Origin of the sequence: Paenibacillus thalictri (assembly GCF_004307995.1) — a bacterium.
GTDB classification, from domain to species: domain Bacteria; phylum Bacillota; class Bacilli; order Paenibacillales; family NBRC-103111; genus Paenibacillus_AF; species Paenibacillus_AF thalictri.
Window position 1 is genome coordinate 1 of the sequence record NZ_SIRE01000067.1, and the last position, 2,475, is coordinate 2,475.

The 2,475-nt window shown below is 53.9% G+C and carries 2 protein-coding genes; both read right to left on the reverse strand.

The window, feature by feature from the left end; genetic code table 11:
* Positions 1-91: 91 nt before the first annotated feature.
* Positions 92-841, reverse strand: coding sequence for an IS21-like element helper ATPase IstB (gene istB, locus EYB31_RS39860; RefSeq protein ID WP_131019137.1), 750 nt, complete (start codon positions 839-841; stop codon positions 92-94).
* Positions 841-2,349 (reverse strand): IS21 family transposase, encoded by a 1,509-nt coding sequence (gene istA / locus EYB31_RS39865; protein WP_131019138.1) that lies wholly within the window; start codon positions 2,347-2,349, stop codon positions 841-843. The genes istB and istA overlap by 1 nt, the downstream gene beginning before the upstream one ends.
* Between the last annotated feature and the right edge of the window lie 126 nt (positions 2,350-2,475).

A 2,475-nucleotide genomic window follows, 5' to 3' on the forward strand; every position in this document is an offset into this window, starting at 1 on the left:
TGTGAATGTCAATGAAAAAGTTGACCACTGCGCTAATCAAAAAGTTGACCACCCGGGCAAAATGAAAACCACAGCTATGTGGTTAATTTTTTCATGAGCGCAAGGCTTGCATGCTCTGCTTGAAGCGGTAGCTGTCTCCGTTCATGGCGAAAATATGAGACCGGTGGGTTAGACGGTCTACAAGAGCGGCGGTCATCTGTTCATCCTTAAACACCTGCGTCCAATCAGCAAACTCCAGGTTGCTGGTGACGATCGTACTGCCGCGTTCATGACGGGCCGCGAATTGCTGAAAGAACAGCTCTGCTCCTGTTTTGGTTAGGGGGACATAGCCCACTTCATCCACAATGACGAGGTCCGCTTTGAGCCATTGTTTTTCGAGAGCAAGCAGCCGTTTTTCGCTTTGGGCTTCTAACAATTCATTGCACAGCCGGGCTGCGGTCCAGAACTGTACCGAGTACCCCTGCCTGCAGGCCTCCATCCCGAGTGCAATGGCCAGATGCGTTTTTCCCGTTCCGGAATTGCCCAGGAAGATCACGTTCTCTGCTTTCTCCAAGTACTCACAGCGAGCCAATTGCAAGACCTTAGGCTTGTTTACCGTTGGAATCGCTTGGAACTCAAATTGGTCCAGCGTTTTGGCTTGGGGGAAACGCGCCGCTTTGATGCGGGAAGCGACGAAGTTGGCATCCCGTTGAAGGACTTCTTGTTCCAGCAGGGCAGCGAGGAAATCCTCATAGGGAATCTGTCGTTCCGCGGCATCTTTAGCCAACTCCCGGAATTGGCGTTTAATTGTTGGCAGCCGGAGGCGTTTCGCGTAGGCTTCAACAAGCAGGTGGGTCACCATTAATGAACCATGCTCCTTTTCGTCAACTCGTTATACTGTCTTAAATTCGGTTGGGTTACCGTGACGCGGGGAATAGAACTGTCCGGTGGGAGCTGAAGCGGAGGGATGCGGTGCTGAGGAAGGGTGCGCTGGTGCAGCAACTGGACGATCGCGTCGACCTGAAGCATGTTTCGTCGCCTGGCTTCAATTAGCGCCTCTTCGACGAGAGTCCGGTCATATTCCCGGTGCAGGAGCAGGACGCGCACAAAGTCCTTGAGTCCACCGGCCCTTCTCTGCCAAAGGAGCAGCAGGTCCTGGTAGATCGGCGGAAGCTCCTGCAAATGCAAGGTCCGGGCATACAATACGGCACCCGGCCTCTTCAAAAGCAGATCCAGGTAGTGGTCGTAGTCCAGAATTTCCTGGTCTTTGTCATAACAGCGGTCATGGGTGGCCAGCCGCTCCGTGCCTTCATAAATTTCAATGCGGTTGACGAAAGCCTTCAACCAGAGGCGGCTGTTCGCGGCGTGGGTAACCGGGACCGAGTAGGCGTTCCGGTCGAAATGCACCATGGAGAGGGAATTGCTTTTGACACTGACGGTCCGGCAACAGGGTAACGGTTGTGTCGGCAGCGGCAGCATAAACGGGCGTTCCTGGTCAAACCGTTCCCCTACCGTTTGACCGGTACGGGGGACCGGATGCTGCTCGAAGGCATCGCAAGCGGCCAGCAGGTGCACATTGAGCTCATCCAAAGAGCGTACCTCCGGCATGGGGACGAGGAAATTCTGCCGTGCATATCTCACCAGATGCTCAACTTGCCCCTTTTGGTTGCCTTTCGCCGGTTCACAAAAACGGCTGTCGAACAGGTAGTGCGCGCGCAACTGAATGAACAACTCTTGTTCTTCCCGGCTGCTCCCCTCAAGGATCCGCTTGACGACCGTCTTCAGATTGTCATAGGTAATGGTTTTCGGCACGGCCCCAAAGTAGGCGAAAGCATCGACATGTCCCTGGAGCAGAGCCTCCTGTTTTTGGTGAGGGAACGCTTTTACGAAGAATTTCCGGCTGTTCGCGAGCCGCATGCAGAACAACTGCACCTTCATCATCTTCCCGCCGCAGGAAATGTGGGCTTCTCCCCAGTCGAATTGGGCGAAAGCACCCGGAGGGAACTCCAGTGGCACGTAAGCCTCGGGCGGCTTCGCTTTCAAGGTCCGCACCAGATGTCGCACGGTGGATTCGCCGCCCTGAAACCCATACTCAGCGACGAGACGGTCAAAGATTCGCTTCGCCGTATGGCGCTGTTTCACAGGCATAAGCCCGTCATGTCGCAGCCACTGCTGTACCGTCTCCTTAACGGGATCACTCACCGGGCACGACTTTGGCTTCGTGAGTTGGTACTTCGGAATCTCCGTGAAAGTTAGTGCTTTGCGTATGACCTGACGAGAGTAGCCCGTTTCTCTCGAAATTTCCCTGATCGATTTTCCTAGCAAGTGATGCTGTTTCTTGATAAACTCATAATTAGCCATCTGCAGCATTCCCTTTCCTCCTGTATCCCTTGTTGTCTCAGCAACTCCAAGGTTACAGGAAAGTGATGCTCAGGTGGTCATTTTTTTGATGAGCGAACCCCTGCAGGGTGGTCACAATTTAGATTAGCATTCACA